The following is a 20941-nucleotide window of genomic DNA, read 5'->3' as shown; positions in this document are numbered from 1 at the left end:
AGCCGACTCCACTCGACGCTGGGCTACGTCAGCCCCATGACGTTCGAGAAAAACTGGTCCGCAGCTCAGCAACACCGGGCTGCCTAATTCCCTCGGTTATGGGATTCGTGGAACAGGGGCAAGGTCAATCTTTAGCTCGTGGCTGTAATAGCTCTCCTGCGTGTACCAGTCGCGCACCTTGGCGAGATCGAAGCCTCGGGCGTCGCGCATGTAGGCATTCACCGATGCCTTCGGATCTTCGGGGGTTGGCTGGAACCGATCCGACCAGCTCTCGAAAAGATCGGGGTACAAATCCTTGATGTGCAGCTCGGCGCCGCAGTGGTTCAAGCGGTTGCAGCGCACCACCCACGGTGCTTCGCCGTAGGCCCACAGCGTCTTCTTGCCGCAGGACGGGCATACCCCGTTCTCCAGCTTCTCGCCGCCACGCTTTGACTTGAAGCTGTAGTCGCGAAGGAGCCGCGCCGCGGCCTCGCGCAGGATGGCATCCGTGTTGTCGCTACGGGTTGGGTTCATGAATCTTCGGGCAAAAGGAATCCCGCACGCCCCGGAAACGGGGCGCGTCGGAATGAATCAGCAGGGATAGGGGGAGGGACCTAGATCAGGTCTTCAGCAGGTCCAGCTGCCTGTCATCGGTGATCGATGCACGCTGTCGGCCGACGGGCAAGTACGCCTGCGGGTTGGGTTTCATGCTCGGCGCGATTGTCGTGATGACAGAAGTAATGGCCTTGCAGGTGTAAGCGCAATCAACGTTGGGGCATTGCCAGTAGCTCTCTTTGGAGAGCAGCGACACCACGCGGCTGGTGCGAATCTTCATGCGCGATTCGCAGTGTGGGCAGGTCAGTTTCACAGCGATTTCCCCGGAGGTACAACCAATTTAAAAGCACGGCGTTTGCCCGTCATGCGCTCAGCAGCGCGCCGGATTCGGGCCTTGGCCAGCCATTCGGCGGCCTGTTCGATCGTTGCCAGGCCTTGCTGCTGGCGCACTTCTTCAAGCACTGCCTCTATTTGCTCGGTCAGTTGGATTTCGATGTCCGGCATCTTCTCGGCAGCTCAAAAGTGACTTCGTTCAGGCGCTACGCGTCTCTACATTCGAACCCAGCGCCAGAAGCTCTTCGGCTTCACGGAAGATCATCTGACGCAGCAGAGTGGCAGGCTGCTCGCCCTGGTAGTTGGCCAGCGCGGTGATGAGGTCGAACTCGTAGTCGTTGAAGCGCAGCACCATGCGGTTGTCGCGCACTCGTTTCGGATCGGGATACATGCGGTCCTCGACTGAAATGTGAATGGTGACGACGCTCAGGACGAGCGGCTCTCATAGACGGCAAGGCCCTCAAGCAACACCAGACGGGCCAAGCTCGACACGGAACGGTTCTCCTTGACGGCGAGCTGTTCCAGCTTTTTCCGCTCTGCGGGGAGCAGGCGAACGCACACCGGCTTGTCGCTGAGAACCCCACGAGGGGAGCGGGTCCGAGGCGTTTTAGCTTGGATCATGGCGGATATACTTGTGTGAGTTAGCGTTGCACAACAGAATTATCTGCACGTTCGTGCAGATAGTCAAGGATAAAAGGCATGAATGTGCATTTCGGTGAAAGGCTCGCCGAGGAACGTGTTCGGCTGAGGCTTTCGCAGGCCGTCATGGCTCAGCGGGGTGGCGTAGCCACACGGACATATTCGAACTACGAAGCGGGCGAACGCGAGCCAGGTATCGCTGCTCTAGCGAACTGGCATGAGAGCGGCGTCGACGTTTTGTATGTCGTGACGGGACGTCGATCCGGTACAGAGTTGCCGCCTGATGAGGAGCTAGTGCTCGGCGGTTTTCGCAAGCTGGATGCTCGCGGCCGCGCAGGAGTGCTGGCGCTGATCAGCGGGATGCAAGACCAGCCCGTATCGAACGTACGGATCAAGGGCGAGGTGGGCCAGTATGTCGAAGGCGATCTCACCGTGACCCGGCCCTTCACGATCAATATGGGCAGGAAAAAGAAGAAGGAATAGCCCGCGGGATTTGCAGCGGGCTTTGCCGACAGAGCTGGACGCGATGACGCCAGCCGCTTCGGGAATGTAGGGGTCGTTTATTTTTTGTCGTGTAGTTGATTTTGACGGACCAATGAAGAAGAACGATGTTGCAGTTGATGGGGATGTTGGCCAGGTAGTCGCAGGAAACGTTGTGCATGAAGCTGCGCGCAATGAAGGGCATTTCAGCAACGTGATCAACATGGCCGCCGCATCGACGCCCGAGCCGCGATATATCACTTGGCAGCAGGACAAAGCCATCAAAGCGCGCGTGGACGAGCTAATGCCGGTTCTCGGCAAGGATCGCCTTGAGATCTACGAAGAGATCTTCAATGAATATTCCGTATCGCGCCGTTCAGAAATTCCCAGTGACAATTTCAAGAGTGTTATGGAGATGCTCGACCGCCTTGAAGCAAAGGCGACCGGCGCAATAGAACCGTCAGACGCACCCCCAGCACATGAGCCATTGTCGTGCAGCCGCTGCATGCAACTGCAGACGCGGTTGGCTCATTTCAGAGTAGTGGGCATTGCGGCTGCACTGATAGCGCTCGCTTCCTTCAGCGCTGCGATCTACTTCGCACGCTCCGCGATTGCCGATGCGCCAACGAGCAGCCTACAAGATCCCTCGTGTCAATTCGAAGGGCAGATCTACTCGCCAGGGAGCGTCGTAAAGATGCCCAATGGTCAGACCCGCGAGTGCCTTGAGGCGGGAGGTGGAAGGGGGCTGCAATGGATCGTGCCCTCGCAGTCAGCTGGGAGGCGTGGCCGATAGGAGCCACGTCAGACAGCATAGACCGGCGCAATAACTCAACGCTTACCAAGAAGGTGATTGCAGCATGTTTGACTTCAAGAACGCGAATAAAGAACAGCTCAAAATCGAGTACAACCGAATTGCCCGGGAGATCGGTGACGATCAGTTTTTTACGAAGAAGGAGCTGAACCACCTTCCTGAAATCCTGATGGAAGGCGAACAGGTGCTGGCATTCACCTCCGGACTGATGGACGGCAACACCTGGCTTATTGCGCTGACCGATCATCGCGTTCTCTTTCTCGACAAAGGCCTCATTTACGGCCTGAAGCAAGTATCAATCAACCTCGACAAGATCAATTCTGTTTCCGGTACTACGGGCTTGTTCTTTGGCGAGATTCGCATTGAAGACGGTGCCAGCGAGCGAGTCATCAAGAACGTCTGGAAGAAGACGGTGGTCGCTTTCACGAACAAAGTGCGCGATGCACTGCACGCTTATAGGCGGGCCGCGTCAGCCCCCGCATCGGCACCAACGGTCCCTGCAGCTGCAGATGACATCGTTTCAAAGTTGGAACGCCTCGCCACCCTAAAAGAGCGAGGGATCCTTACGGAGGCGGAGTTTGCCGAGCAAAAGGCAAAGCTGCTGGCATAACGCAAGAGGCTCAAGCATGAACGCACCGCAGCAGCGCATCTCCGGACTAGTCGTCCATAAACTCATTAAGGAGCGCCAACTTAACGCGCAGGTCGTCCCCCGAAATGCAGTCGTACCAGTGAATGAGGCAGTTGAGCGGCTTGTTTCCGAAATTCACCGCCTGTACTCTGAGAAAACTGGTAAGGGTTATGGCAAGTTCGAAGCCAACGAGGACAATTTCCCAACACCTCGTCTGGCCCGTGAGTATTTCAACGACCACAGCATCGATTTCTATCAGCTCTCTCTCCGCATGATGGAAGTGCTGAGAGACAGAGCCGATACCGCACGCCTTTCTACGGGTGGCTATGTCCTGATCGCTCATGTGAACAACGGGGCCACGGACTTCCTACTGGTTGCCATTGTCACTGACAAGATTGGCACTGCCATCACGGATGGCCTCGACATTATCGACAGCCCGCATCTTGATTTAGCGGCCCTCCGGGTTGCAGGGCGTGTGGATGTCACCGGCTGGCTTGCTGGCAACGAACGATACATCAGCTTCCTCAAAGGCCGCGGGGAGGTGTCCGACTACTTCAAACATTTCCTCGGCTGCGACGATGTTGTCATGTCGTCGGCAGAGACAAAGAAGCTGATCACCTGCCTGAAGCAATTTGCCACGGATCGCGGAATGGAGCAGGCCCAGCGCGACCAACTTCTACGGCAAACACACGAATACTGCACGCAATGTGCCGACGACAAGCTGCCGTTGAGTCTCGATGCGCTTGCCAACCGCCTGATGCCCGACGAACCGGAGGCACTACGTGCCGTATTTGCTGACGAAGGCGTTCAGCTCTCGGATGGCTTTGTCCCCGACAAACGGTCGCTGCGCAGTCTTGTGCGATTCAAGGGCAAGACGCCGGCCTGGACGGTAGAATTCGATCGCGACGCATTGCAGTCCGGCAATATCATGTTCGATGATGTCAACCAAACATTGGTTCTCCATAATCTCCCCGAGGCTCTCTTGCAAGAGATGATCGACGAACGGCGAAATGAGCACTAAACAGTTTGATCTCCTGGCGAGCTTGTACACCCGCATCGAATTCGAGCCGAATCGACGCGAGGGTACGCTTACCATTGGAGACGACGCGACGCTTCAAGCGTTGCGAACTGTTGTCGCCGAAGAGGACGAGTACGCTTTACACCTGCCCGAGGATGATCCGGAATCCCTGAAGATTGGCGACACCGTTGCCGTTGAAGTAAGCACGCCTCGCACAGGTATTGGCTTCTTCACGTTGTCCTTCTCTGATTTGATCAAGAATCCTCTCGCACGCGTCAACGAGCCGATCGGGTACTTTCTGATTGCAGAGAAGTTCAATTCGCGAGGTGCTGCCCCTGCGCCCGATGCTGTGCAGCGATATCGGAAGCTGCTGGAGCTAATCAAGCTGCTTGGAGAGGCATCCGCATTCCTGGACCAGAGCCTCGGCCGGCTTGTATACATCCATGACGGAAAATTCGAGGTGCCAGTGCAATACACGGCCGAAGAGGTCGTAGCTTTGGACGTGGATGTCGTGAATGCTCTTGTGGCTGCGATCGGAAACGACACTCATCGAGAGCAGAAGCTTGCCATCCTAGCCGAGGCCGTACGCGAGTTGACCGAGGCAACGCCGCCCTCCGCACGTTTTGTTACGCTGCTGGCTCACCTCACCGACCTTGCGAAGAAATTCAACGATGGTTATCGCCTTTTTGCATCGAGCTTCTCTTATGAAAAGGTCAAGAGCGAGTTAGAGGCGGCCCGAGTCGACTACGCTGCCAAGATCCACAAAGTTTTCACGGATATCCAGAACCAGATTCTTGGCATTCCAGTCGCAACAGTAGTTGTGGCGACCCAGATGAAAGCCGCGACGACGACCGACGCGAATTTCTACATCAACGTCGCTGTGCTGATTGGTGCCTGGATATTTGTAATCCTTGTAGCCGCTTTGCTCCTCAATCAAACACACACACTGGATGTTCTTGACGGGGAAATCGATCGGCAAAAGAAGGGGCTTGAGAAGCTGCACAAGGACGTCGCTGAGAACTTCTCAAGCGTCTTTAAGTTTCTGAATCGCCGGATGCAAGTTCAGAGGTTCTTACTGCGCAGCGTGCTAGTAATCCTGATTGGCGGCGGTATTCTCGCGACCGTAGTCTTCTTCTTTATCACCGACCCGGCAAGGGCCGCGCTTGCCAAGTTCACTGGCTACTGAGTGCGGCAATTGCACTCAGCCCTAATTTGCAGGATCTGATAAGTCCAGGCTTTCGGGCTTGATCTCCAGCTCCAGCGTTGACGTGTAGCCGTGGTCCGACAGATTGTGCGTGACCTTCGTGATGATCCACCCGGTGTTATCGATCTCAGACTTCCAGCCGCGCACGATAGCGGGCAGTTCGGGAAACAGATCGGGACGGCCCCGGGCCAGCGTGATACGAAACGATGCGACGCCGCGCTGAATCCTCTGCCACTCGGCGCGCGCGGCGCGCTCCGCATTACTCTTTGACGCATACGTGTGGCGCAACACCTTTACGTTGTCCGGATTCGGATTGACCATGACGTCGGCAACGGTCTTCTTCGCGCCCTTTTTCTTACTTTTCTTGGGGCTGGGCTTGGTGACCACCTTCACCGCGTTGGATGCGTCAATAACGACTTCGCCCTTCACCGCCCGCCGCGCGTCTTGATAGTACGCCTTGACGCCGTTGTAGTTCTCGCGATCCGCGATCAGGAAGCTGTGAGTATCGCCGCTTGCGCGCGTGATCTCGACGGTGGGCAATGCAATGCCAGAGGCGCTCTGTGCGGCCCCCGTCTTGATGAACAGCAGCTTCCCGTGCTTCACCGTGGCAATGGCGTCGTGATCTTTCGCCAATCGCGTGAGGAAGTTGGCATCGGACTCGCTCGTCTGGTCAATGTGGTCAATGACGAGACCGGCAAGCGCCGAGGCGACGATCGCCGCCAGTGCGTTCTTGGAAGCGATGGCACCGACAATGGCGCCGATGGTCTGGCCGCGGAATGACCGCTCCTTGCGCAAAGTCATGCCGCCCGCCAGATCAACACTGCGCGCGCGGATCGTCAGACGGTCAGGCGGACCAGAATGCTCCAGCTCGTCCACCTTGTAACGCCCTTTATCGACCACACCCGTGTCTTGCCAGCCAATACCCAGCGACAGCGTGGCACCCTTGTCGGGAAGAGACAGCGCGCCATCGGCATCGTCCAGCTCGATGTCGAGTTGATCAGCCTCAAAGCCGCGGTTGTCCGTGAGCGTCAGGGAAATGAGACGGCCTTGGAAGCGTCCGGTGATGTCTTTGTTGCCCTGCATCAGGCGATACACCGGCACCGCGGCGCCGCCCATGACGGCGTCGGATACTGTGGACAGGTCCATGGTAATCAAAGGCTGGAAAGCAAGCTTGTGGCGGCGGACATCACCGCATCGCCGACAAGCTGTTCAAGCTGGCCATCAACACGCGTGAGCTTGAGAGAAAACTCGATGCGGCGTGCCTTGCCGTCCTTGAAGAAAAGGGTACGCGTGACCGACAGCGAGTCAATCTCGAACATGCCGTAGTAGCGTCCGGAGCCCTCGATGAGCACAAACGCCATGCCGGTGTTGCCCATCTGTCGCAGCACTTCGATGGTGTTGTCACCGCCGGTCAGTTCGGGCAGTAGTACGCCCGACAGAGTCACGGTTTCGTCGTCCAACCCGGTGAACTGACGGGATGGCCGACGGCCGACCCGGTTGTTCGACGGGTGGCGCCAGCCAATCTGCTGCTGGAATTCCTGATAGGGCGCCGTCTCCAGTGCGAAGACGAACAGCCCGAGGGCCATCATCATGTGTCAGTCCTTATCGGTAAGCCGCGACCGGCTACGGGCGCTCTTCTGCGCCTCCAGCCGCTCGATGCGCTCGGCGACCAGGCGTGCGATCAGCTGCTCGTCCGCGCCGGCCGGCGGGTAAATGTTGATGACGATAGGGGTCGTGGGCGCAGCCATGGGCGCACCACCCGTGCGAGAGGCGGCGGAGATGGGTGGCCGGCTGTCGATGCTGACGCCTGCCGCAGCCGAGCCGGTGCCGATGCCGATGCCGGCGCCGATGCTTGCCATGGAGTTGGCCACTCTCGACACCACGTCGAGCGGTCCGCGCTGGTTCTGCGCAAGGCCCTGTTCCAGCCCGGTCATCGTGTAGCCGCCCAGGTCGGCGAATACGCGGCTTGGCGAGTGGATGCCGAGTTTCTCCTTGAACCAGCCCACCACGCTGTCGCCCATGGACACGATGGCCTCGCGAACGGCGCCCACGCGGCTCGTGATGCCGTTCACGAGCCCCTGCAGCAGGTTGGCGCCAAACTCGCTGAATTTCTCCGGCAGGTCGAAGCCAAACCAGCGCAGCACCGGCGCGACGATGTTGTAGAGCGCGCCCATCAGCGACCAGTTTGCAATCAGCGACAGGATGCCGCCTAGGCCGCCCTGGAACGCCGCCGTCACCTGCGCCCACAGGCCGGTGAAGAAGTTGCGGATGGGATCCCAATACTTGATCAGCAGGAGTGCTGCCACGCCGATGGCCGTCACGGCCAGCCCGATGGGATTCAGCAGGAACACCCGCCCCACGAAGCTGAAGACGGTCATCAGGAAATTGAAGGCGCCGGCCAGCCGCGCCACGATGCCAACGCCGCCACCGAGCTGGATGCCGAGCATAGCCATGCCATAGCGGGCAATCACCATGGGGCCGAACACGGCCGCAAGCGCCAGCGTCAGGCCCCCCATCACCGTCAGCAGCACGCCGACCGCCGCCGCGCCCTTGATGAGCCAGCCCACCAGCTGCGGATGCGCCTCCGCGAACGCATTGAAGCGGTCGACCAAGCGGCCTACGGTATCCATCAGGCTGACCAGCGTTGACCGCATGACTTCGCCGCCCGCGCTGCTGGTGTTGAAAATCTGGTTCTGCAGGCGCTGCCAGCGGGCAGAGATGGTGTCCTGCCGCGCGGCGAACTCCCGCGACATTGAGCCTTCGGCCTTCGAACCGTTGGCCAGCTCCAGCTGCCGCTTGAATTCGTCCGGCTTGTCGACCAGCTTGGCCAGCGTGTCCGAGTGCTCCAGCCCCACCAGCTCGACCATGACTCCGATGCGCTTGTCTGCCGGCAGCTTGCGCACCGCATCGATCACCTTGAAAAGCGTGCCCGTTGCGTTCGTCGCCATGCCCTTCTGGATCTCGGTGGTGGTCAGCCCGATTTCGGACACCGCCGCGTGAAACTTCTTCGTGCCCTTCTCGGCTGCAGCGAACTTCTGAACGATGGCGTTGATGGCTGTGCCCGCCGTCTCCGTGCGCTCGCCCAGCGTCAGCAGCGTGGAGGCGAGGGCGGCGGCATCCTTCGCGGGCATGGCCACACCCGACACGACGCCAGAGATGCGGTTCAGGACATTGATGATGTCATTGCCCTTGCTGATCGCGTTGTCGTCCAGATAGTTGATCGTGTCGGCCAGTCCCATGATGGCGTTGGTCGGGATCCGGAAGTTCTTGGCGACCTTGCCCATGCTCTCCGCGATCTCGTCAGGCACCGCGTCGAAGGCGGTGGCCATCATCGCCACGGTGCGGGTGTACTCGATCAGCTCTTTACGGGGCACCTCCATACGGGCGCCGGCCGTCACCATTTCGGCGATCTGTGCCGTGGGAATCGGCAGCTCCTTGCCGAGCTGGCGGATCTGCCGCGCCATGTCGTAATAGATGTCCGTCAGCTTGCCGTTTGGCTCGCGCGCCCCGTCCACCTGACGGGCAATGCCAAGCATGGCGTCCTCGAACGTGACGTAATCCTTGACCGCCTTGGCAATCGGCGCCAGGACAATGCCGCCGGCCGCCGCAGTCGACGCGCCGGCATTGAGCATGGCATTCCGGGTGGCCATGCCCTTCTGGTATTGCGATTGCGCGGCGGCAAGTGCCCGGTGCCGCTCTCCTACGGCCTTGAGCTGCGCCTGCTGCTGCGCCAGCGCCTGCGATGTGGTGTCGATGCGCCCGCGCAAGTCGCGTTGTGCCTGGCCAAGGTTCGTCGTGCTGAGGCCCGCCGCATCGAGCCGGCCGCGCACGGCCACAAGGCTCTGCTGCAGCTCACCACCGCGCTGCTTAAGCGCCTGCGCCTCCCGCACCGCCGTCTGGAAGGCGCGAGACATCGCCGCCGTGGGCTTGTCGGCCGCCGCGATCTCCTGCGCCAGTGCCTTCACGCGCGCCTGCGTGGCGCCCAACTGGTTCTCGGTGATCGCGGCATCCTTGGACAGCTTGCGGAAGCTGTCGATGTTGGCCTGTGCGCGGTTCAGGTCTTTGAGCTGGTCGCGGGTGGCCTTCACGGCCTTGGCCAGGTCAGAGCTGCTGCCCATGATGGCGCGGAAGGGGCGCGTCACGCGGTCGACGGCCTGCAGCACGACTTCAAGCCTGAGGTTACGGGGTGTGCTCATTCGTCAGATCCGCTTCGTTCGTAGGCGCGCTCGCGCCATTCCACCAGCTCTGCTACCCCCATGGCGTACATCACCTCTGGGGGCCAGTGAAAAATTACTGCAACGTCTGCGATGGCGTGCTCGACTCGGTCGGGAAGTTTTCCTCCCGGGCCGACTTCGGCAGCAAAAAACTGGTCACCGCCGTTCCCAGTTGGGTCAGGTCCGCCGGATCCAGCTTGCTCACGTCTTGCTGGGTCAGAGTGGGGGTGGTGATCCGCGGCAACACGACGTGCAGCGCAGTCACATCCATACGCAGCAGGTCCGTGAGGCTGCAGCCGCGCAGCTCGCCCGAGCCCGGCTTGCGCAATGTGATGGTCGTGATGGTCTGCTCGCCGCGCTTGATCGGTTGTTCGAGGGTGATATCGGTGGAGGTCGGTTGGGTCATGGCGTCGGAATGGAAGAAGAGGGGTATGCAGGAATGGGCCAGCCCGAAGGCCAGCCCGCGTGAGGGCCGTTACAGGCCCATGGCGCGGCGCTGGCCGGCCAAGCGATCGACACCGAAGACAACCTCGATGAAGTTCGCGTGGTCGATCTCACACCACACTTCGCCGTTGACGGTCAGCTTGTAGTAGCTCACCGAGGACTTGACCTTGAACTGGCTGTTATCGCCTGCCTTGGCGTTGCCCATGTCCAGTTCCGTGTGACGGCCACGAATGATGATCTCGACCGAATCGGTGTCGCTCTCGTCGTCACGCTGGAGCGCGCCAGCGAAGCGCAACAGCACACCCGATACCGAGGTGATGCCCCATTCCTTGAAGATGGCGCGCATGATGCCGCCGTAGGTGGCTTCCACCTCCATCTTCTCAGCGCCCAGGTCGATATCGACCGGGCCGTTCATGCCACCGGCCCGATACTCTTCGAGCTTGCGCGTGAGCTTGGGCAGCGTCATTTCCTCGCATTCCCCCACGAAGCTCTCGCCGTTGTGGAAGACGTTGAAGTTCTTTACTTTGCGTGGCATTGCCATGGCAGTTCCCTTTCAGGTGGTGGCAGCTCGCACGCTTACGCGTTGACGGCTTCCGCAAATTGCATGAGATATCGGTCGGTGATGCGCTGGCGCAGCGTCAGGTTTTCCAGCGGCGGTACCGGCGTGTAGTCGTAGTCGATGCCGAGCTGGCCATCCTTCAGCGAGTCCTTGGGGTTGAACTCCGGGTCGTACCAGGCAGAACCGCCGAGCAGGTATCCGTTGCGCGTCAATGAGCGCATTTTTTCGTTGATGCCTTCCACGATGTCGCGGACGAGCGACGGCGTCATCGGCAAATCCATGGCCCATGCGTGCGCTTCGGCCATGGTGTCCGCCAGCACCTGCGCCGTGCGGGTGTAGTTCTCGAACTGGAACAGGGGGTCCGAGCTGCAGGTGCGCGAACCCCAGAAGCGGAAGCCCTGAAAGTTGACCAGGGTGGTGACGTCGTTCTGGTTCAGGTAGCCGGCATCGGTGGCCGGGTCCTGCAGATCCCAGAACACGTCTTTCGACAGCCCCGTCACACCGTTGATAACCACGTTGGACAGCGTCTTGTGCCAGCCCACTTCGTTGTCGAGCTTCGCACGCAGTCCCAGCGCGCGCGCCGTGGCGAAGAGCGTGTTCTCGGCGTTGGAAACCGTGTCCCAGCCGATGAAGTCGGGCCAGATGGTCATCAGCTCGCGCTGACCGAAGTTGTCGCGGTAGGCGACTGCCTCTTCCTTGGTTTCGCAGCCGAACGCAGACACATAGGCGAAGGCACGTAGCTTCTGCGCGATGCTGGCCAGCTCTGTGGCCACTGGCAGGCTGTCCATGCCCGGAATACCGAGAATGCGTGGCGTAACACCAAGGCTGTTCTTGGCCGACAGCAGCGCCTTCATGCCGGTGAATCGTCCGTTAGCATCGGTGCCGCCAATCAGGTTGCTGGTGGTCTCGGCCTCGGTGGCTCCCTTGGCGACGCGCACGACAACCGTCAGCGGGTTGGCCTGGTCGGTAATTGCATCCAGCGTCGGAGCGAGCGTGCCCTTGTCGCCCGCTTTGCCGAGAGACGACATGGGGCTGGTCAGCAGTACCGCCTTGTTAAGGGGAAAGACCGTCGCGTCCGCATCGTCAGCGGTACAAACGATGCCAGGCACGGCGGTCGCGATGGTACGAATGGGGCGGGTGCCGTCGTTGATTTCAACGACACGAACGCCGTGGTGGTAGTCAGATGGCATGAGTCCTCCGGGAGTGGTCCTGACGATGGTGGGATCGTCCCGGTAGGATGCTGCGCACGCGCGAGGCTGTCTCTCGGTTGATGTTGTACGCCAGCGGCGCACAACATCAGGCGTGCACAGGGAGGGAAATTTGCGTCGCTGGTGGCAGCATCCAGAGGTGTTGCGGGTACACGCGGCGACGGAGTTCAGGTCGCACGAGCGCCTGGCCAGCGGCATCGAACGCCCATGCCACCAGTTCCGAACAGAACCATGCGTCGTCGGATTGCCAGTCGCGGCGCAACGCGAGGCCGGCGAGTGCCGAGTAGTCGTACGGCTTGCCAAGCTGCGATGCCGCGACGTCGATGACGGCCTGTGGATCGCGTGCCGGCAGATCTGCTATTGCAAAGTCTGCGCTGCGTGCCAGCGCGTCGGCCAGAGGCGCACGACGTACGCCGTGAAGCGCCACCGCCTCGATCACACTGTCGCAATCGACAATCGCCACATGGGACCAGCGCGACCACGTGAAGGCACGGATGGCCACCGACAGAGGCAACCGCGTAGTGGAGAACAGGAGGCGCACACTGGTCATGGCTCAGCTGGTCGCGTTGCCAAGGTTCGCCACCATGGCGGTGATTTGGCTAACGGCCGCGTGTGCAATCTCGGCAACGGCTTCGGAGGTCTGCGCATTGCGCGCATTCTCTTTCGCTTTCAGGCGCACGTCACGAATGGCGTACAGCGCAGCGGTCCATGCGGCCGCCTCGGCGATGATGTTGTCGGCCGCTTGCCTCGAGGTCCATGCCTTTGCCTCGGCCCAGCTCTTGACGCTCGGCGGGCATTCGCCGGCATAGCCCGCCGCTTGGTACGCCTTTGCCTCGGCCTCCGCGATCTGATACTCGGCTGCCCGCAGCGGGTCGCCAGCAACCGCGAGTCGCGCATCGTCGGCTGCCTTGTCGATGGCGGTGATTGCCATCGTGGTAGCCGTCGCGAGGTCCGGTGTCGGGGGCGCAACCCACGCAAGCCGGCCATTGGCGACGCCGCGCATCATTCCCGCAGGCGCCGGGCCGACGCCGAATTCTTGCCATTCTTCGTCCGTCGCATCGACTAGGTCGTCGGGGAGAGACGCGTAGGAGGAGAGCAGTCCTTTCGGGTAAAACGCTAGCGTCGAGGGGCTGAATTTATAGGCCATGATTTAACGTCCGAGCGAAATGTAGTAAATCGCGTTGGCGGTCGAGTTTCCCCACGCGTCGTAATAGGTGGTACCGCGAATGGCGACTTCGACAATGCGACCAGCGGCACCGCCTGGCGAAACCTGCGTCGCCACAACGACATAGGCGGCGTTCGGGTATGCGATGGGGAACGTCACATTGATGGCGTTGCCATTGTTGATGCCGTTCCATAGACCCCACTGAATAACGAGCCCGCCGAGCCAAGTAGGGAAGACGAGGTAACCCGTGGTACCGAACGAATAGAGAATGCCGAAGCGAAGCTTCTTCGGCGTAACGAATTTCGCGTCGTCGGTACCGGCGTTGGTCTCTGCCTGCGTCGCTACCTTTGCCATGCCGAGCAGGACCTCGGTGGCCTGCTTTGTCCAGGCGAGAAGCTTCTTCGGAGTAACGATCTTCGTGTCATCGGTGCCCTCGTCAGTCTCGGCCTGTGTGGCGATCTTCGCCATGCCAAGCACCGCCGCCGTGGCCTGCTTGGTCCAGGCCACCAGCTTCTTCGGCGTGATGAACTTTGAATCGTTCGTGCCGTCGTCGGTTTCGGCCTGGGTGGCGGCCATTACCGGCCCGGCTACGGTTTCCGATGCCTGGGGGTTCGTGCCGCCAGTCACCCGCCCGCGCATGTCCACTGTCACGCTCGAGTACGTGCCGGCAGTCACTCCGGTTTTGCCCGCGGCCATATCAAATGAGAGCGCCGTCGTGCCGATGACGATGGCGCCGTCCGTGGCGAGTTGCCAAAGCGAATCGGCGTTCTTGTCACCCTGCTCGACGGGTACGAGCATGCCTGGCGTGACTTCAATCGCGGCGTCGGCATCAGATGCACGGGACCAAGCGCCAGGCGCAGCCACATAGATGCCATTGTCCTTGCCTGCGGCCTGATCCTTCACCAGCACGCGAGCGCCCGCAGGAAGGACAACGCCGTCGATGGTCAGTAGACCGGACAAAGCCGGAAGGGGGCCGGTCGTAGCGACAAGAACAGATTGTTTAGCATCGCGCTTCGCCAGCTCTGCGGCTAGCTGCGTGTCGACGTAGTCCCGCGTCGCGAGAACGATGGACGGATCCACCTTCAGCTCAACGGTGGCGCTCCCTGTCATGGCGCCGACCAGGCGCACAACCTGATTGCGGCCCGATCCTTCAGCGAGGAGGGGCTTGTAAGTCTCGGGAATGTTCGCGTAGTAGATCAGGTCGCCGTCGATGTCGAACAACCCGCCTTCGCGAATCCACCAGCCCCCTTCGTTCTCCGGGATGATCTGCTCTGCAATGAACTGGCTAGGATTGGAGGGGTTTTGAACGATCGAGTTGATCGCCGCTCGACGTTTCTCGTTGACGAGCGCCGTTCTGTCGCGGCTCGGCACGGGCAGTACACCGTTGCCATCACCGACCGCCATTGCAGCGAGCTTCAACGGAATGCCAAGTGCTTGGGCGTTGGCAAGTTTGGCCTCGCCGATAGCGGTGGGAAGGAGGAAGTAAATTTGCGGCATGGCTTACAGATGGGTAACGGTGATGGTGTCGACCAGGTGAGAGACGCCAGCGAAACGCGCAGTGCCAGTAACCTCGACGGGCTCAGGGGCATATGGATAGACCGTAACGACGTCACCGAGCAGCGGCGCGCCGATGATGCGCACGGCGCCGCGGGTCTCCACGCTGATGGCGAGGCCCGTCATGTGCCGCGATAGCGGCTTGGCGTCATCAATCAGACGCTCAAGCTCGGCGTACATTTCTTCTGTGATGCCAGTGTCGAGAACGCCGATATCGAGGTGGAAAGTGCCGCGCGGCCCTTCGGGTTCCATGTCGTACCAAGGGATGACGCGAATCAGGTATCCCAGCGGTTCAATAGCGCGGCGGATCGCGCCCACGGTGCCTTTGCGCTGATGCACAAAGAACGACGCGGCTATCACCGCACGCTTGGTGGCTTCAGGCCACTTGGGATCCCAGCGGTCCACCGAACGCTCCCACGCAAGGAAGGGCAGCACATTCGCGGGGCAAGAACCTGCCTCACTGATGTCCCGGATGGGCACCGGAATGGCTTCGATGACCGCGCCCATCGTGGCAAGGTTTCGCTCGACCTGTGTGGCGTTGGGTGGCAGCAGCGTCTTAGTCACGTGCGCCCCCATCCAACACATTCACTGCGGTGCAGTAGGCCGCCTGTGTTTCGTCAAGCACCACATCCGCCGCAGGCAAACGGATCTCGACGCGCGACACGCCTTCGGCGAACAAGGCACTGTTGATGGCTGAGCGATCGATGTCCCGCCCAAGCCGCCGGCTTTCTCGGCGATAAGCGTCGATGCGCTTGGCAGCCTCGGCCAATACAAGTTCACGCTCGGGTCCATTGCTCGTCGTAAAAACTGTGGCGTCGATCTCGTAGTGGGTGATGCGGGCGGACTGGATGGTCAGGCGGTCGGCCAGTGGCCTCACGTCTTCGTCGCTGAGCGCCACTTCCACGTTGTCCAGCACGTCCTGTTCGACGCTGCCGTCGCCATCGATGCCGAGAACGGTGATGAGGACTTCGCATGGAGCCGGGCTGATCGCGCTGACATCGGCGATCCGGCCATCCGCGCTGCGAGCATGGAACTTGTAGCCTTCGCGTGGCCCAGCAGTGGACAGTCCCTCGAAGGCGAGCTGTGTCCGCTCGGTCAGCGAATCGTCGTCTTCCATCACCGCAGCTGTGGGCGGCTCGGTGCTGTTGTCCTGGGGCGCCACGACCAGCCGCTCGACGTTGTAGTTCGCTGCGACGTGTTCGAGGTCATTGCCCTTGGCATACGCCAGCATGCGCGCACGCGCAGCATCGTTCACGCGCTGACGCAGGATGGTCTCGCGGTAGGCGTTCTCCTGAATCAGCTTGACCACGGGTTCAGATTCCAACTGCAGCGTCTTCGCCACGTCAGCTTGCTGGTCGACCGGATAAAGGCTGACGTAATAAGCCTTGCGCTCCGCAACGATGGTCTCGTAGTCGATGTTCTCGATCACGTCCGGCACCGGGAGCCGGGTCAGATCAATGGGCGTCGTCATGCCTTGGCCTCGCGCAGGGGGATGGAGAGCGTGCCGAGCGGTGTGCTGCGGGCACCGTCGACGCGATCCGCGTCCAGATCGACCGTCATAGCCCCTTCGCCGTCGATCTGAAAGGACGCAGAGTTGACCTGCACGCGCGGCTCCCATTTCACGATTGCGGCCACGGCGGCGGACATGACCCGCAGCCGCGTAACCTCGTTCAGTGGCTGGTCGATCAACATGGGGACTTGGGAGCCGTAGAGGCGCCGCATGACACGCGTGCCTTCCTGCGTGGTCAGAATGTCGCGGATGGACTGCCAGATGTGGCCCAGATCGCTGATGGCGCGGCCAGTTGCACTGTTAAGGCCGAGGTAGGTCATCGCGTGCCCTCCGTCCACTCACCGCCTCGCTGCACGTTGCCGTGGTCGTGGTCGTCGAGTACTACGCCGTTGGACGATAGTTTTCCGTTCTGGTGATTGAAGTCACCAGTGATGACATTTCCATTGGCGCCGCCATTGCCAGCGATGCCGTTCTGGTAGGACAGCAGCCCCTTCACAGTCACGTCGCCGTCAAAAGTGGTGTCCGGGCATTTCACCAGCACGCTGGTGGCCGCCTCGACAATGACCTTCTGAATGCCGGCCACAGACAGCGTGCCGTCGGCATGGTTGTAAATTGTGGTCGCGCCGTCCGCGTACAGCGTCACGGTCTCGTCCGCGCTATGGCTAGGAGTGTCGTTGGCATCCGAGGGGATGCCACACAAGACGATACCGTTGCGCGGCTCACCGCTCGGGCAGAAGAGCAGAACCTGTTCGCCGATAGTCGGCGGACTCCAAGTGCGTGTGCTGCCTGCACGGCGCTCGGCCCACGGCAGCCAATCAGTGTCAAGTCCGCCGGATTTGACGCGAACCCGCGGCGGCCTGCCATGCTGGATCTCGGCAACGGTGCCGGTACGCAGCAGGTTCTCGATCAGTCGGAGGATTTCAGCGGTGTCCATACCCGCCAGCGTGCCTTGCGCGCGCGTGGCGGTCACTCGAATGGTGTTGTGCGAAGGTGCGCGACAACAAGCGGCGCGCCTGCTGCTTGCCGTGACCTCAGGACGCTACGTGGGCTAGTACCATGTCAGCCAGGCGGTCCACATCGTTCTCTGCGAAGCCGAGAAGCTCGCGCTTGGCGTACAGAACTTCGAGGCCACCGTTGTTCACGCGGTCGCGCAGACCAAACTGGTGGACTGCGGCGATGCGCTCAGCACTGCCGATGAAACTCACCACAGCACTATTCGGATCGGCCTGCGCCTTCATGAAGCGCGAGGTGCGCAGCCGCATGAACATTGCCCGCCGGACTCTGCCGGTGCCGTGCCTGAAGCGCGGCTTGCGCGGCTCGTAGGAAGTGCCATCGGGATTGCGCTGTTCGGCTATCCGCACGGTCTGCCGGCGCCGCAGCTCATACGCCACGGCGCGGAGCAGGGTGCGGCGTTCGCCGGCATCGAGCTTGTGCAGCAAGGCGCCTGCCCACGCCGTCAGATCTTCGAGACTGTTCACAGCGCGGGCAGCTTCCAGCCGGAAGGATCGTCGTACTCGTTCGCGGGTTCCGGGGCATGCGTCACTTCGTAGCGCCCGTCGACCACCTTGACGATCACCCGTTCGGTCAGCGGGATCCGCATAAGCAGGTCGACGCAATCGTGGTTCAGGATGTCCGTCTCGAACTTGAAGCCATCGGGCCGTCTGTCCGGGTTCGTGAATAGCTCCGGCTGGTGCTCGCGCAGCCAGGCCATCACCGGCACCGTGATCGTGTCCGCGCTCTGCGCAAAGTCCGTCACAAGTAGCGTCAGCGTGTACTGATACTCGAATGAGATCGTCTTCGCGCCAGTGGCCACCACGCGGCCTTCTTCCACGAACAGATGCAGCTTTTCCGGGTTGCGCTTCAGGTCAACCACGACGGCGGTGATCGCCGCGCGCAGCTCTACGGGCTTTCTCATTGCGCGGGCTCCCCGATGATCGTCACCCCTTGCGCGCGTAGGGTGTCCTGCAGCGCTGTCAGTCGAGCGGCGTTGACGCGGCCGGTGGTGTAGTTCCCGGCGACGATGCCGGCGACGGCAGAGAGCGGAATCCCTGAGGGGGCTGCATCAGCGCCTCCGGGATCCGAATCGAGCATGCTACCGGTGGCGGCGGCGTCGTGCAGGCGGACAAAGCCACCAGGCACAGTACAAGCGGCATCAGCAACGACCGTGACATAACGGGGAATCTCCTTAACGATGGTGTCGCCGTTCACATGGATGGTCTGCACGCGGTCGACGTACTTGATGACTTCGACAACACTGGCATCGGTGCTGTCGAGCTGGGCGCGCAGCGACGCCACCATGGCTTCCGATGCGGCTGCGCGCCGGACGGCTTCACGATATCGGTCTGTGAACCAGGCGCCGGCGCCAGCGGCGACCAACAGGGTCAGAACAGCGGCCAGCGCGATGGCAAGGGAGCGGTTCATGCGGGCACCTGTTCCTCGGCCTCGTAGCGGGCAAAAGCGCGGGCCAGCTTCACGTCGTAGAGGTTGTCCTTGTAAGCCGGGCCGTTGTAGCCAGAGGCGAATGCCGCCCACTTCAGACCCTTCAACGCCTTGTGGAGAGTGGGATCGGTCGCGATGAACTGCACGAAGGCATCCAATTGCTGCGATTCGCCGCTGCGCATGGCATCGGCAAAGACATGCACGTTGGCATAGCCAAGGCGCTCCCAGTGGTAGCCCATGACTTGGAACAATCCCCAGCTTGCCGAGGCGAGCGCGCACGCCTGGTCGAGCCCAGCAGCCTGCGCCAGCCGCATGTGCTCCGCGGCCTTGCCCATGTATCCGCCTCGTACCGGGTTGACGACGTTCGGGTACTGGCGGGCGCGTTGATCCGCGTCATGGCCGGCGGCCCGCAGTTGCCGGTACATGATGTGGCGCTCAAAGAGAATCACCGGGCGGCCATCAGGCAGAAATCCCGATCCTTTGCTTTCCACTTCATTGACCGCACGTACGGCAGCCAGCTTCACGTCAAGCGTTGCCGCCGCACGGCGCAGATCCTCCGCGCCTAGGTGGCCGGGGCTGCGTCCGTCGAGCTGCAGCGCCAGCAGCGTCTTATTGCCGACCACCCCATCTAAGACCAGGCCGTAGCGAGCCTGCGCCACCGCCACGGCTGCTGCAGTCGCGTCATCAAATGCGCCGGTCAGTTCGAGGCGGGCGCCCCGCACGCGCAGCAGCCGTTGCAGCTCGCGTACCTCGGCGCCTACGTCACCGCGTCGCAGTAGCGTCATGATTCGATCTCCGAAGCAATCGCAACAGAAGAGATTCGCTATCACCGTCGGGATCCAGCCCGGTGATGCGGAACAGCTCGACCACGTTGCCGCGGACGGCATAGATGGCGATGCATAGCACCGCAGTGATGCCGTTCATGGCCAGAAGCGCCCATCCGTATCGTCCGAAAAGAACGCCGATGGTTACCGTGCCTGCCATCACGATCAGGGCATAGGCAAGCCTTGCTGCCCAAGGGCGGTGGATGGCACCTTCGCGCCGAAAGAACAGCAGGCGCGTGGCAATCAGCGCGCACATCAACGCCTGGATAGCGAACAGGGTCTTCACTTGGCACCTCCGTCGTTGTTTCCCCGAAACAGGGCGACAAGGCGATCGCTGTTGTCCGCCAGCCGGATCAGCGCCAGCAGCAGCTTTACGAGCACTGCCGAAGCCACCAGCGCGCCGACACCGTGGCTGACTTCGGTGTCCGCAGGCAGGATGCGAGCGATCAATGAAGCCGCCAGCGGCGCGGCGAGCCACCCCATGACGATGGACAGCATCAGGAAAGCGATCTTCTTGCCCGTCGACAGCTCGTCGGAATTGAGCGCGAAGACGGCAGCGCCAGCAAATGCGCCGAGCACCGTCGCGGCGTCGACACCAGGCAGCAGCGTGACCGCACCGATGCCCGTTACCGCGAGCGCGGCGGTCGAGCTGGTGGAGATGGGTTCAGCCATGGTTCATCCTTGGGGTTCAGTCCCACAGCTGGACGCGCTTCACGTCCGCCTGTTGGGGAAGGTCAGGCAGGTCTATGACCGTGCCATGGGGAAGGACGGGACCGAGATCGGCCAGCCCTCGATTTGCTTCGAGCACTGCTTCAGTGATGCCGGCCGTCTGGCCATAGACGCGATGACAGATCGCGTCCACCGTGTCACCTTGCATCGCGATCACTCGCATCAGATCAGCTCCACCGTGCTGCGCTGGCGACCGACAATGTCGCTGACTGCCCACCGGGCGTCGCGCCGCAGATCCTCGACCGCCTGCATGAGCGCCTCGGCCTTGCGATCCCCATCGGCCGTGGCGTCATAGTCGCGATATCGCTCAATCAGGCCGGCACGCGCCTCGCAGTACACCGCACGCAAATAGCGGTGGATGTGCGCGGACTTGCCGTCGACCTTATTCGCCGGGACGTCAGCGAGTGTGTTGATCCCAGCCGCCTTCTGCGTGGATGCCCAGCCTTCTAGATCTTCATTCACCGAGAGCACCGCTTCGACCAGGGCGGCTCGCAGCCGCTCGGTGGTGACGGTGCCGTCTTGCCGCATGGCCACCATCGCCACGTCGACATCGATGTCGGGAAAGAAGCCATCGTTGCCGATGGCGTTGACGTCGGACTGCGCCGGAGCGGATGCGAAGAAGGAAGACATGAGTACGCCGTCGGAGTG

At 61.4% G+C, this 20941-nt stretch carries 32 protein-coding genes; 5 read left to right on the top strand and 27 right to left on the bottom strand.

Going from position 1 to position 20941, the window contains the following annotated elements:
* Nucleotides 1-96: 96 nt before the first annotated feature.
* The 5 genes from F7R19_RS17085 to F7R19_RS30635 form a co-directional block, all read right to left on the bottom strand.
* Entirely contained in the window at nt 97-513 is a 417-nt protein-coding gene (locus F7R19_RS17085) for a hypothetical protein (protein ID WP_211922745.1), read from the bottom strand.
* Between the two features lie 85 nt (nt 514-598).
* Entirely contained in the window at nt 599-847 is a 249-nt protein-coding gene (locus F7R19_RS17080; protein ID WP_150981367.1) for an Ogr/Delta-like zinc finger protein, read from the bottom strand.
* On the bottom strand, nt 844-1038 hold the full coding sequence (locus F7R19_RS17075) for a hypothetical protein (protein ID WP_150981366.1): 195 nt from the start codon (nt 1036-1038) through the stop codon (nt 844-846). The genes F7R19_RS17080 and F7R19_RS17075 overlap by 4 nt, the downstream gene beginning before the upstream one ends.
* 28 nt (nt 1039-1066) lie before the next feature.
* Nucleotides 1067-1258: a hypothetical protein gene (locus F7R19_RS17070; protein WP_150981365.1), complete on the bottom strand. Its 192-nt coding sequence runs from the start codon at nt 1256-1258 to the stop codon at nt 1067-1069.
* A 35-nt stretch (nt 1259-1293) separates the two neighbouring features.
* Nucleotides 1294-1488, bottom strand: coding sequence for a hypothetical protein (locus tag F7R19_RS30635; protein ID WP_150981364.1), 195 nt, complete (start codon nt 1486-1488; stop codon nt 1294-1296).
* A 78-nt stretch (nt 1489-1566) separates the two neighbouring features.
* Here F7R19_RS30635 and F7R19_RS17060 point away from each other — a divergent pair, with 78 nt between their 5' ends.
* The 5 genes from F7R19_RS17060 to F7R19_RS17040 all read left to right on the top strand — a co-directional run bounded on the left by F7R19_RS17060 (nt 1567) and on the right by F7R19_RS17040 (nt 5629).
* On the top strand, nt 1567-1989 hold the full coding sequence (locus F7R19_RS17060) for a helix-turn-helix domain-containing protein (protein ID WP_150981363.1): 423 nt from the start codon (nt 1567-1569) through the stop codon (nt 1987-1989).
* A 112-nt stretch (nt 1990-2101) separates the two neighbouring features.
* A complete protein-coding gene (locus tag F7R19_RS17055) occupies nt 2102-2779 on the top strand; it encodes a hypothetical protein (protein WP_150981362.1) in 678 nt (225 codons plus the stop codon).
* 64 nt (nt 2780-2843) lie between these two features.
* Entirely contained in the window at nt 2844-3407 is a 564-nt protein-coding gene (locus tag F7R19_RS17050; RefSeq protein ID WP_150981361.1) for a PH domain-containing protein, read from the top strand.
* 16 nt (nt 3408-3423) lie between these two features.
* Nucleotides 3424-4446 carry a nucleoid-associated protein gene (locus F7R19_RS17045; RefSeq protein WP_150981360.1) on the top strand — a complete coding sequence of 341 codons (1023 nt, stop codon included), beginning with the start codon at nt 3424-3426 and terminating at the stop codon, nt 4444-4446.
* Nucleotides 4436-5629, top strand: coding sequence for a hypothetical protein (locus tag F7R19_RS17040; RefSeq protein WP_150981359.1), 1194 nt, complete (start codon nt 4436-4438; stop codon nt 5627-5629). Before F7R19_RS17045 ends, F7R19_RS17040 begins: the two co-directional genes overlap by 11 nt.
* Nucleotides 5630-5650: 21 nt before the next feature.
* Here F7R19_RS17040 and F7R19_RS17035 read toward each other — a convergent pair whose 3' ends face one another.
* The 22 genes from F7R19_RS17035 to F7R19_RS16930 all read right to left on the bottom strand — a co-directional run bounded on the left by F7R19_RS17035 (nt 5651) and on the right by F7R19_RS16930 (nt 20923).
* Complete coding sequence (locus F7R19_RS17035; protein ID WP_223505890.1) at nt 5651-6793, bottom strand: phage late control D family protein; 1143 nt, start codon at nt 6791-6793, stop codon at nt 5651-5653.
* Nucleotides 6794-6798: 5 nt separating this feature from the next.
* Nucleotides 6799-7239 carry a phage tail protein gene (locus F7R19_RS17030; protein ID WP_150981358.1) on the bottom strand — a complete coding sequence of 147 codons (441 nt, stop codon included), beginning with the start codon at nt 7237-7239 and terminating at the stop codon, nt 6799-6801.
* 3 nt (nt 7240-7242) lie between these two features.
* Nucleotides 7243-9843, bottom strand: a complete 2601-nt coding sequence (locus F7R19_RS17025; RefSeq protein WP_150981357.1) for a phage tail tape measure protein — start codon at nt 9841-9843, stop codon at nt 7243-7245.
* Entirely contained in the window at nt 9840-9905 is a 66-nt protein-coding gene (locus tag F7R19_RS30630; RefSeq protein WP_407648866.1) for a GpE family phage tail protein, read from the bottom strand. The genes F7R19_RS17025 and F7R19_RS30630 overlap by 4 nt, the downstream gene beginning before the upstream one ends.
* A gap of 32 nt (nt 9906-9937) precedes the next feature.
* The gene (locus tag F7R19_RS17015; RefSeq protein WP_150981356.1) at nt 9938-10267 is read right to left on the bottom strand and encodes a phage tail assembly protein; all 330 of its coding nucleotides are present in this window, start codon (nt 10265-10267) and stop codon (nt 9938-9940) included.
* Between the two features lie 69 nt (nt 10268-10336).
* On the bottom strand, nt 10337-10846 hold the full coding sequence (locus tag F7R19_RS17010; RefSeq protein WP_150981355.1) for a phage major tail tube protein: 510 nt from the start codon (nt 10844-10846) through the stop codon (nt 10337-10339).
* Between the two features lie 35 nt (nt 10847-10881).
* Nucleotides 10882-12054 carry a phage tail sheath protein gene (locus F7R19_RS17005; protein ID WP_150981354.1) on the bottom strand — a complete coding sequence of 391 codons (1173 nt, stop codon included), beginning with the start codon at nt 12052-12054 and terminating at the stop codon, nt 10882-10884.
* Nucleotides 12055-12160: 106 nt separating this feature from the next.
* Nucleotides 12161-12622: a YiiX/YebB-like N1pC/P60 family cysteine hydrolase gene (locus F7R19_RS17000; RefSeq protein ID WP_150981353.1), complete on the bottom strand. Its 462-nt coding sequence runs from the start codon at nt 12620-12622 to the stop codon at nt 12161-12163.
* Between the two features lie 3 nt (nt 12623-12625).
* Nucleotides 12626-13219 (bottom strand): hypothetical protein, encoded by a 594-nt coding sequence (locus tag F7R19_RS16995; RefSeq protein WP_150981352.1) that lies wholly within the window; start codon nt 13217-13219, stop codon nt 12626-12628.
* A gap of 3 nt (nt 13220-13222) precedes the next feature.
* Nucleotides 13223-14734: a phage tail protein gene (locus F7R19_RS16990; protein ID WP_150981351.1), complete on the bottom strand. Its 1512-nt coding sequence runs from the start codon at nt 14732-14734 to the stop codon at nt 13223-13225.
* 3 nt (nt 14735-14737) lie between these two features.
* Nucleotides 14738-15355 (bottom strand): phage tail protein I, encoded by a 618-nt coding sequence (locus tag F7R19_RS16985; RefSeq protein ID WP_223505888.1) that lies wholly within the window; start codon nt 15353-15355, stop codon nt 14738-14740.
* A complete protein-coding gene (locus tag F7R19_RS16980; protein WP_150981349.1) occupies nt 15348-16262 on the bottom strand; it encodes a baseplate J/gp47 family protein in 915 nt (304 codons plus the stop codon). The genes F7R19_RS16985 and F7R19_RS16980 overlap by 8 nt, the downstream gene beginning before the upstream one ends.
* On the bottom strand, nt 16259-16621 hold the full coding sequence (locus tag F7R19_RS16975; protein ID WP_150981348.1) for a GPW/gp25 family protein: 363 nt from the start codon (nt 16619-16621) through the stop codon (nt 16259-16261). The genes F7R19_RS16980 and F7R19_RS16975 overlap by 4 nt, the downstream gene beginning before the upstream one ends.
* Nucleotides 16618-17271 (bottom strand): phage baseplate assembly protein V, encoded by a 654-nt coding sequence (locus F7R19_RS16970; RefSeq protein WP_223505886.1) that lies wholly within the window; start codon nt 17269-17271, stop codon nt 16618-16620. The genes F7R19_RS16975 and F7R19_RS16970 overlap by 4 nt, the downstream gene beginning before the upstream one ends.
* Before the next feature lie 61 nt (nt 17272-17332).
* Nucleotides 17333-17779, bottom strand: a complete 447-nt coding sequence (locus tag F7R19_RS16965) for a phage virion morphogenesis protein (protein WP_150981347.1) — start codon at nt 17777-17779, stop codon at nt 17333-17335.
* Nucleotides 17776-18216 (bottom strand): phage tail protein, encoded by a 441-nt coding sequence (locus F7R19_RS16960; protein WP_150981346.1) that lies wholly within the window; start codon nt 18214-18216, stop codon nt 17776-17778. The genes F7R19_RS16965 and F7R19_RS16960 overlap by 4 nt, the downstream gene beginning before the upstream one ends.
* The gene (locus F7R19_RS16955; protein WP_150981345.1) at nt 18213-18722 is read right to left on the bottom strand and encodes a hypothetical protein; all 510 of its coding nucleotides are present in this window, start codon (nt 18720-18722) and stop codon (nt 18213-18215) included. Before F7R19_RS16955 ends, F7R19_RS16960 begins: the two co-directional genes overlap by 4 nt.
* A complete protein-coding gene (locus F7R19_RS16950; RefSeq protein ID WP_150981344.1) occupies nt 18719-19525 on the bottom strand; it encodes an N-acetylmuramidase domain-containing protein in 807 nt (268 codons plus the stop codon). The genes F7R19_RS16955 and F7R19_RS16950 overlap by 4 nt, the downstream gene beginning before the upstream one ends.
* Nucleotides 19503-19850, bottom strand: coding sequence for a phage holin family protein (locus F7R19_RS16945; protein ID WP_150981343.1), 348 nt, complete (start codon nt 19848-19850; stop codon nt 19503-19505). Before F7R19_RS16945 ends, F7R19_RS16950 begins: the two co-directional genes overlap by 23 nt.
* Nucleotides 19847-20236: a putative holin gene (locus F7R19_RS16940; RefSeq protein ID WP_150981342.1), complete on the bottom strand. Its 390-nt coding sequence runs from the start codon at nt 20234-20236 to the stop codon at nt 19847-19849. The genes F7R19_RS16945 and F7R19_RS16940 overlap by 4 nt, the downstream gene beginning before the upstream one ends.
* Before the next feature lie 16 nt (nt 20237-20252).
* Nucleotides 20253-20456, bottom strand: a complete 204-nt coding sequence (locus F7R19_RS16935; RefSeq protein ID WP_150981341.1) for a tail protein X — start codon at nt 20454-20456, stop codon at nt 20253-20255.
* Nucleotides 20456-20923: a head completion/stabilization protein gene (locus F7R19_RS16930; RefSeq protein WP_150981340.1), complete on the bottom strand. Its 468-nt coding sequence runs from the start codon at nt 20921-20923 to the stop codon at nt 20456-20458. The genes F7R19_RS16935 and F7R19_RS16930 overlap by 1 nt, the downstream gene beginning before the upstream one ends.
* Nucleotides 20924-20941 lie beyond the last annotated feature (18 nt).

Source organism: Cupriavidus pauculus (assembly GCF_008801835.1).
Lineage (GTDB): Bacteria > Pseudomonadota > Gammaproteobacteria > Burkholderiales > Burkholderiaceae > Cupriavidus > Cupriavidus pauculus.
Note: the sequence above shows the minus strand (reverse complement) of the source record. Positions and strands in the feature narration are given on the sequence as shown.

Excerpts from the sequence above, each read along its gene's own strand:
- F7R19_RS30635 (WP_150981364.1), bottom strand. The coding sequence starts at position 1,488 with ATGATCCAAGCTAAAACGCCTCGGACCCGCTCCCCTCGTGGGGTTCTC.
- F7R19_RS17035 (WP_223505890.1), bottom strand. The coding sequence starts at position 6,793 with ATGGACCTGTCCACAGTATCCGACGCCGTCATGGGCGGCGCCGCGGTG.
- F7R19_RS17085 (WP_211922745.1), bottom strand. The coding sequence starts at position 513 with ATGAACCCAACCCGTAGCGACAACACGGATGCCATCCTGCGCGAGGCC.
- F7R19_RS17000 (WP_150981353.1), bottom strand. The coding sequence starts at position 12,622 with ATGACCAGTGTGCGCCTCCTGTTCTCCACTACGCGGTTGCCTCTGTCG.
- F7R19_RS16935 (WP_150981341.1), bottom strand. The coding sequence starts at position 20,456 with ATGCGAGTGATCGCGATGCAAGGTGACACGGTGGACGCGATCTGTCAT.
- F7R19_RS17025 (WP_150981357.1), bottom strand. The coding sequence starts at position 9,843 with ATGAGCACACCCCGTAACCTCAGGCTTGAAGTCGTGCTGCAGGCCGTC.
- F7R19_RS16975 (WP_150981348.1), bottom strand. The coding sequence starts at position 16,621 with ATGACCTACCTCGGCCTTAACAGTGCAACTGGCCGCGCCATCAGCGAT.
- F7R19_RS16995 (WP_150981352.1), bottom strand. The coding sequence starts at position 13,219 with ATGGCCTATAAATTCAGCCCCTCGACGCTAGCGTTTTACCCGAAAGGA.
- F7R19_RS17030 (WP_150981358.1), bottom strand. The coding sequence starts at position 7,239 with ATGATGATGGCCCTCGGGCTGTTCGTCTTCGCACTGGAGACGGCGCCC.
- F7R19_RS17010 (WP_150981355.1), bottom strand. The coding sequence starts at position 10,846 with ATGGCAATGCCACGCAAAGTAAAGAACTTCAACGTCTTCCACAACGGC.
- F7R19_RS16955 (WP_150981345.1), bottom strand. The coding sequence starts at position 18,722 with ATGAACCGCTCCCTTGCCATCGCGCTGGCCGCTGTTCTGACCCTGTTG.
- F7R19_RS17015 (WP_150981356.1), bottom strand. The coding sequence starts at position 10,267 with ATGACCCAACCGACCTCCACCGATATCACCCTCGAACAACCGATCAAG.
- F7R19_RS16980 (WP_150981349.1), bottom strand. The coding sequence starts at position 16,262 with ATGACGACGCCCATTGATCTGACCCGGCTCCCGGTGCCGGACGTGATC.
- F7R19_RS16960 (WP_150981346.1), bottom strand. The coding sequence starts at position 18,216 with ATGAGAAAGCCCGTAGAGCTGCGCGCGGCGATCACCGCCGTCGTGGTT.
- F7R19_RS16940 (WP_150981342.1), bottom strand. The coding sequence starts at position 20,236 with ATGGCTGAACCCATCTCCACCAGCTCGACCGCCGCGCTCGCGGTAACG.
- F7R19_RS17075 (WP_150981366.1), bottom strand. The coding sequence starts at position 1,038 with ATGCCGGACATCGAAATCCAACTGACCGAGCAAATAGAGGCAGTGCTT.
- F7R19_RS16950 (WP_150981344.1), bottom strand. The coding sequence starts at position 19,525 with ATGACGCTACTGCGACGCGGTGACGTAGGCGCCGAGGTACGCGAGCTG.
- F7R19_RS17040 (WP_150981359.1), top strand. The coding sequence starts at position 4,436 with ATGAGCACTAAACAGTTTGATCTCCTGGCGAGCTTGTACACCCGCATC.
- F7R19_RS17060 (WP_150981363.1), top strand. The coding sequence starts at position 1,567 with ATGAATGTGCATTTCGGTGAAAGGCTCGCCGAGGAACGTGTTCGGCTG.
- F7R19_RS17070 (WP_150981365.1), bottom strand. The coding sequence starts at position 1,258 with ATGTATCCCGATCCGAAACGAGTGCGCGACAACCGCATGGTGCTGCGC.
- F7R19_RS17045 (WP_150981360.1), top strand. The coding sequence starts at position 3,424 with ATGAACGCACCGCAGCAGCGCATCTCCGGACTAGTCGTCCATAAACTC.
- F7R19_RS17055 (WP_150981362.1), top strand. The coding sequence starts at position 2,102 with ATGAAGAAGAACGATGTTGCAGTTGATGGGGATGTTGGCCAGGTAGTC.
- F7R19_RS16930 (WP_150981340.1), bottom strand. The coding sequence starts at position 20,923 with ATGTCTTCCTTCTTCGCATCCGCTCCGGCGCAGTCCGACGTCAACGCC.
- F7R19_RS17005 (WP_150981354.1), bottom strand. The coding sequence starts at position 12,054 with ATGCCATCTGACTACCACCACGGCGTTCGTGTCGTTGAAATCAACGAC.
- F7R19_RS16990 (WP_150981351.1), bottom strand. The coding sequence starts at position 14,734 with ATGCCGCAAATTTACTTCCTCCTTCCCACCGCTATCGGCGAGGCCAAA.
- F7R19_RS17050 (WP_150981361.1), top strand. The coding sequence starts at position 2,844 with ATGTTTGACTTCAAGAACGCGAATAAAGAACAGCTCAAAATCGAGTAC.